At 72.1% G+C, this 6,001-nt stretch carries 5 protein-coding genes; 3 read left to right on the forward strand and 2 right to left on the reverse strand.

What is annotated here, in order from left to right; translation table 11 throughout:
• Window positions 1-55 precede the first annotated feature (55 nt).
• Together AB0M08_RS10720 and AB0M08_RS10725 are read left to right on the forward strand one after the other, a co-directional pair.
• A complete protein-coding gene (locus tag AB0M08_RS10720; RefSeq protein WP_364491384.1) occupies window positions 56-2,071 on the forward strand; it encodes a response regulator in 2,016 nt (671 codons plus the stop codon).
• Between the two features lie 145 nt (window positions 2,072-2,216).
• On the forward strand, window positions 2,217-3,836 hold the full coding sequence (locus tag AB0M08_RS10725; protein ID WP_364491386.1) for a serine/threonine-protein kinase: 1,620 nt from the start codon (window positions 2,217-2,219) through the stop codon (window positions 3,834-3,836).
• 129 nt (window positions 3,837-3,965) lie between these two features.
• Here the strand turns inward: AB0M08_RS10725 and AB0M08_RS10730 are convergent, their stop codons facing one another.
• Complete coding sequence (locus AB0M08_RS10730; RefSeq protein ID WP_364491388.1) at window positions 3,966-4,250, reverse strand: PLD nuclease N-terminal domain-containing protein; 285 nt, start codon at window positions 4,248-4,250, stop codon at window positions 3,966-3,968.
• Window positions 4,251-4,396: 146 nt separating this feature from the next.
• Window positions 4,397-5,179 carry an SGNH/GDSL hydrolase family protein gene (locus AB0M08_RS10735; RefSeq protein WP_364491390.1) on the reverse strand — a complete coding sequence of 261 codons (783 nt, stop codon included), beginning with the start codon at window positions 5,177-5,179 and terminating at the stop codon, window positions 4,397-4,399.
• Window positions 5,180-5,421: 242 nt separating this feature from the next.
• Here AB0M08_RS10735 and AB0M08_RS10740 point away from each other — a divergent pair, with 242 nt between their 5' ends.
• The gene (locus AB0M08_RS10740) at window positions 5,422-5,799 is read left to right on the forward strand and encodes a hypothetical protein (RefSeq protein WP_364491392.1); all 378 of its coding nucleotides are present in this window, start codon (window positions 5,422-5,424) and stop codon (window positions 5,797-5,799) included.
• The last annotated feature ends 202 nt before the right edge of the window (window positions 5,800-6,001 follow it).

The raw sequence follows: 6,001 nt of genomic DNA on the forward strand, positions 1-6,001 counted from the left end.
CGGCAAACCGGCCTCATCGGGCTTATCGACCGCGAATCATGTTCGCATGGGTGTCATGGCTTACCCCCTCCGGTACGCGCTCGCCGACCTCGCCCTTGCGCTCAGCCGCGCCGCCGCTGATCCTGCCGAGGTACGGTCCACGGCCGCCCGCGCCGCCGCCGACATGATCGGTGACGGCGCGGGCGTCCAACTGCTCCGCGACGACGGCCGGTACGAGCCGATCTCGTACCAGCACATCGAGGACGACCGTTCCGGCCCGCTCGCCCGGGTGCTGGACCGGGCGGGGCAGGCTCCCGACGACGAGTACTCGACCACGCTGGCCGCCAGCCGTCGCCCGATCGTGCTGGCCGGCGAGCCCGCCGCGAACCTGGGCGCCGCCGAACAGAACATCACCGCGGCGGTGCTCAGCCCGGTGATCGTCGACAACACGTACGCCGGCTATCTGATCCTGACCCGGCACACCCCGGACGCCGTCTACTCGACGCCCGAGGTGGAGCTGGCCCGGGACATCGCGGGCGAGATCTCGCTGGCCATCTCGGCGGCGCGGGCGCAGGAGCGGCTGCGTGCGGCGGAGGAGCGGTACCGGCGGGTGCTGGAGACCATCCCCGAGGGTGTGCTTCAACTCGACCCGGAGGGCGTGGCGACGTACGCGAACGAACCGATCGGCGTGGTCCTCGGGATGCCCCGCACCGAGCTGATCGGGGTCTCGCTCCGCGGCTTCCTGGACAACCAGGGGCAGAAGGAGCTGGACCGCCGGATCACCGAGTGCCGCCAGGGCCGCTCCACGGTCGGCGCCACCCGGCTGATGAGGGCCGACGGCTCCCGGCGCAGCGTCCGGATGAGCATGATGCCGATCCGTGACGACCACGGCGAGTTCGGCGGCGTGCTCTGCATGATCACCGATACCACCGACCACATCGACGCCCGCGGCCTGAAGCGCCAGCTCGACCACCTGCGCCGGCTGGACAGCCTGGGTCAGCTGATCGGCGGCCTGTCGCACGACTTCAACAACCTGATGACCGTGGTGGCGGGCTCGGCCGACATGATCCTGGGCGCCTCCGAGGAGGGGTCGGCGCAGTTCACGCTCGCCAAGGACATCCTGGAGGCGGTGGCGACCGGGCGTACGCTCACCCACCAGCTGCTCGCGTTCGGTCGCAGCGAGGGCAACCGGCCCGAGGTGATCCCGATCCCGGACCTGCTCACCGACGTGCAGTCGCTGTTCAGCCGTACGCTCGGCGAGCACATCGGCCTGGACCTGACGTTCGGCCCGGACGTCTGGCCGGTCCGCGCCGAGCGGGGACCGCTGGAGCAGGCCCTGGTCAACCTGGCCGCGAACGCCCGGGACGCGATGCTGCACGGCGGCATGGTCCGGGTGGTCGCCACCAACGAGACGGTCGAGCCGGGTCAGCTGGCCGAGGGTGCGCCGACCGGCAAGCTGGTGCACCTGGTCGTCACCGACACCGGCGTCGGCATGGACGAGGAGATCCGCAAGCGGGCGCTGGAGCCGTTCTTCACCACCCGGCCCACCGCGGCGGGCCTGGGCCTGGCCACCACGGCCGGCATCGTGCAGAACCTGGGCGGCCACATCGAGCTGGAGTCGCAGCCGCGGATGGGCACCACGGTGCACATCTACCTGCCGGCCGCGGAGGAGCGCCCGCAGCCGGCCGGGGAGCGCAAGGACAAGTCGGCGGTGATCGGCCGGGTCCTGATCGTCGAGGACCAGCCGGACGTGGCCCAGCTGGTGCAGCGCCTGATCGCGCCGGCCGGCTACGAGATCAGCGTGGCCACCGACGCGCTCATGGCGGTCACCCAGGTGGCCTCCGGCACCCGCCCGGACCTGCTGATCACCGACGTGGTGATGCCGACGATGACCGGACCGGAGCTGGCCAGCGCGCTGCGGACGCACCAGCCGGACCTGCCGGTGCTCTTCATGTCCGGGTACACCGCGGCGTCGCTCGGCCCGCAGCTGCACCTGGACGAGAACAGCATGCTGCTGGAGAAGCCGTTCACCCGATCGACGCTGCTGGGCGCGATCCGGTCCCTCTGCGGGCCGCAGCCCACCCGGGAGTGAACGACAACCGTCGGGATCCGTGACGGCGGTCCCCTCGACCGGGGCACTGGGCTTGCCAGGGATCCGGACAAATACCATCATTCCGGGGCATGTCATGCGGAAGGACCCCGGAGTGACTCTAGACGAGGGACTCGCAGGTCGGTGCGTGGGCAACTCCTACGAGCTGATCCGCCCGATCGGTCAGGGCGCCACCGGAACGGTCTGGCGCGGGAAGGACACGGCCACCGGCGAACCGGTGGCGATCAAGCTCCTGCACGAGAGCCTGCTCCGCCAGCCCCGGCTGGTCACCCGCTTCGTGCAGGAGCGGACCATCCTGCTGATGCTGCGGCACCGCAACGTGGTGCGGGTCCGCGACCTGTTCAGCGTCGGCGAGACCCTCGGCCTAGTGATGGACCTGGTCGCCGCCGGCAGCCTCCGCGACCACCTGATCCGCCACACCACGGTGCCGCCCGCCGAGGCCTGCCGGCTCGCCGCCCAGGTCGCCGACGCGCTCACCGAGGCGCACGGGCTCGGCATCATCCACCGCGACCTCAAACCGGACAACATCCTGCTCGGCGACGAGAACGGCCGCCTGGAGACCCGGCTCACCGACTTCGGCATCGCCCGGCTGCTCACCGTGCCGAGCATGACCAGCCCGAACGCGGTCGTCGGCACCCCGCACTACATGGCACCCGAGGCGTTCCAGGGCACCCCGCCGAGCCCGGCCACCGACGTGTACGCGCTCGGCGTGCTCCTCTACGAGCTGGTCAGCGGGCAGCCGCCGTACCGTAGCGACTCGATCCCTGAACTCATGCGCCTGCACGAGTCGGGTGACCCGGTGCGGCGTCCGGGCATGCCCGACCCGCTCTGGCGACTGATCCGGTCCTGCCTCTCCCCGGCGCCGCGCAACCGCCCACCCGCCTCGGGGATCGCCGCCGACCTGCGCGCCCTCTCGCGCCATCTGGCGGGCGTACCGGCCCTGCCGCCGCCGTCGTTCTCCTCACTCTCGCTCTTCTCGTCGGCGCTCTCCTCCGCCCGGCCGTCCCGTGAGGGCCTCGGCCGGTGGCTCCGCGCCGTCTCGGCCCCCGCCCGCGGGCTCCGCCCCCGGTGGGCACGCGGCTCGGTGATCCGCCCCGGGGTGGCCGCCGCGGTGGTGGCCGGCACGGTCCTCGTCACCGGTGCCGCGATCTCGACCTGGAACGCCCTGCACCCGTCGCCGCCCGGCCCGCCCGCTCCGTCCGCCGCTTCCCTCCCGCCGGCGCAGGCCCCGGCCGCACCCGCCAGCCGTCCGGTCGCGCTCCCCGCGTCCCCTGCCGCCCGTCGGCACGCCTCCCCTCAACCCCACCCCCCTTCTCCGGTACGCCACTCGCGCACCCGGAAGCCACCGGCGGCGACCCGCTCCCCGCTCCCGGAGAACGACGCGTCCTACACCCCCTGGCAGTGCACTCCCGGCTTCGTGATCGACATGTTCACCCGCTCCCCGCTCGCACCGCGCCCCTGCCACTCGACCGGCCGCACCGTCCGCTACCGCGCCTCCCTGAGCGCCCCGGCCGGCGGCCGGGCCCGCATCGAGGTCACCCTCCGCGACGCCACGACGGGCCGTACGGTCGCCGGCCCCACGACGTGCGCGGTCCGCTTCACCCGCCGGGACTTCACCCGTTCCTGCGGCCCGTCGGGAGTGACACCCCGGCGCGGCCGCCGCTACACGGTGGTGATGACCTACCGCTACGAACGCGACGGCCACACCTCCGCGAGCACCACCCGCGGCCCGATCTTCACCTGGTGACCACCCCGCCCCGCCCCCCGGCCCCGCCCCGCCCCGGCTTGCCGGCGCTGACCTGCATGATCCTTGCTGCGCGCTGGGGTCACGGCAGGTCTCGCTCGCGCAGCGCCTCGCCCATCCTGCGGTGTGATGTCAGCGGCTGCGGAGGGAGTCCGCGAGCATGCGGACGAAGTCGGGGTCGTCCTCCGGGCCGATGAAAGCGGGCGCGGCGACGGGCGCGGACGTCTCACCGGGGGCGAGGCGGCCGGCGCGGAACCAGGCGATCGGGCCGGCGACCGGGCAGCAGACGATGAGCAGGGCCCAGGCGGTGCGCGGGAAGGCGCGTACCCGGTGGTGCCCGGTGCTGACGCAGTCGAGCAGCGCGATCACCGAGAGCGCGACGATGACGAGGAAGAGCAGCGTGTTCACTCGTGCCATGCCAGGGATCCTGCCAACGGACGGCGACGGCGCGGTTCCCCGGGCGGTGCGGGCCGGTTGCGGGGTGGCCCCGGCCGGGCGGGGACACCCGGTTGCGGGGCGGCCCGGTCCCGGGCAGGGGATCGGGCCGCCCCGGCCGTCTCCGGTCAGACGGCGCCGGAGAGGGCGGGCAGGTAGCCGTACGTGTAGCCGCTGGTGTTGGGGTGGTAGGAGTTCTGCGGCGGAAGGATCGTCAGCCCGTTGATGTACGCGCCGGACGAGCAGACGCCGTGGCCGGAGAACTCGTCGCGGACGTCGGAGTAGGTGAAGCCGGCCGCCTGGGCGCGGGCCTTGATGACGTCGTCGAGAGCGTCGGCGCCGCTGTTCAGGGCGGTGCGCTTGGCGCTGCTCATCTCGCAGACGACGGCCGAGGTGGCGAAGATGTCGGGGTACCCGAGCACGACGACCTCGGCACCGGGTGCCTTGGCGGTGATGGCGGCGTACGCGGCATCGAGCTTTCCGGGCAGGGTGGTGCTGATGTACGCCTTGCCCTCGTTCACCTTCGCGACACAGGTGGCGTCGCTCGAGGTGAGGCAGGTCAGCATGGTCGAGGCGAAGCCGGCGTCGTTGCCGCCGATGGTGATGCTGACCAGGTCGGCGCCGCTGCTGATCGCCGGGGCCTGGGTGCTGACGATGTCGTCGGTGACGGCGCCGCTGCAGGCCAGGAACTGGAACGAGGACGGATCGTTGGCCGCGGCCCACTGCGCCGCGTAGCTGTAGCTGCTGCGCAGACACGTCCCGGACTGGCCGGGGGCGCCGACGCCCGAGGAGTACGAGTCGCCGAGGGCGACGTAGTCGATGCTCGCCGCGTTGGCGGGGGTGGCCGCCGCGACGCTGAGGCTCAGGACGGATGTGGTGACGAGACAGGCGAGGACGGTAGCCCTACTCATCGATGGCCTCCGTTGTCCGCGTGGGGATCTGGGGGCCGAAGCGCTTCGGTTACCGCACAGTAAGTCAGGCTGGCGGTAAATGGAATCCGGTGACATTCCGATTACGTCGTAGTAACATGCATCGATGTGACCTGGGGTTATGTCCCCGGGTGTGGTTACGCGTGTGCCGGGTGTCCCGGTTCTCATCGGGTGTGGAGCGGACCTTCAGGCTGCGTACAGCGGGCCGGGCTATTTTTGCGGACATGGATGAGAAACGAGCCCGCCGGGTGGTCGAGCGGCTGCGCGAGCGCAACGTCTTCGCCCATCTGAAACTCCCGCACGCCGGCCTGACCCAGTACGGCATCCGCGTCGTCCTCTCCGACGGCCGCGAGGCCATCTGGGACAACGACGGCACCGCCGCCCTGGAAGCGCAGATCATGCGCGACGGCATCCTGGTGGGTTTCGTCCCGTCCATCCCGGGTTCCGAACACTTCACCGACGACCAGATCATCGCGTCGATCGCGGCAGCGGACTACGACCAGCCGGTGGGCCGCTCGGCACCGACCGGCTCCCGCCGTCCCACGCCCCCGCCCCCTCCGCCAAGCCTGACGAGCCGCTTCCGCAACGCGTTCGGCGCCTGACCCGCCACGGAGCCTCTCCCACCCCGAGTCTCCGGCCGGCGTTCGTCGGTGTCGCAGCCGCTCGGAGGGACCCCTGAGCGCCCGTCCGGTTCGGCTGGTCGTGAGGGGTGTACCCCGCTGGTCAATTCCAGCGGGGGTTTCCCCGGTTGGGGAATGGCTGCCGCATTCCGTGACCGAGTGCCAGCCGGCGGCGTGCCGCGGC

The organism is Actinoplanes sp. NPDC051851 (assembly GCF_040681165.1).
Lineage (GTDB): Bacteria > Actinomycetota > Actinomycetes > Mycobacteriales > Micromonosporaceae > Actinoplanes.

Coding starts and splice junctions, on each gene's coding strand:
- AB0M08_RS10720 (WP_364491384.1), top strand. CDS start 56: ATGGCTTACCCCCTCCGGTACGCGCTCGCCGACCTCGCCCTTGCGCTC.
- AB0M08_RS10730 (WP_364491388.1), bottom strand. CDS start 4,250: ATGGCACGAGTGAACACGCTGCTCTTCCTCGTCATCGTCGCGCTCTCG.
- AB0M08_RS10735 (WP_364491390.1), bottom strand. CDS start 5,179: ATGAGTAGGGCTACCGTCCTCGCCTGTCTCGTCACCACATCCGTCCTG.
- AB0M08_RS10740 (WP_364491392.1), top strand. CDS start 5,422: ATGGATGAGAAACGAGCCCGCCGGGTGGTCGAGCGGCTGCGCGAGCGC.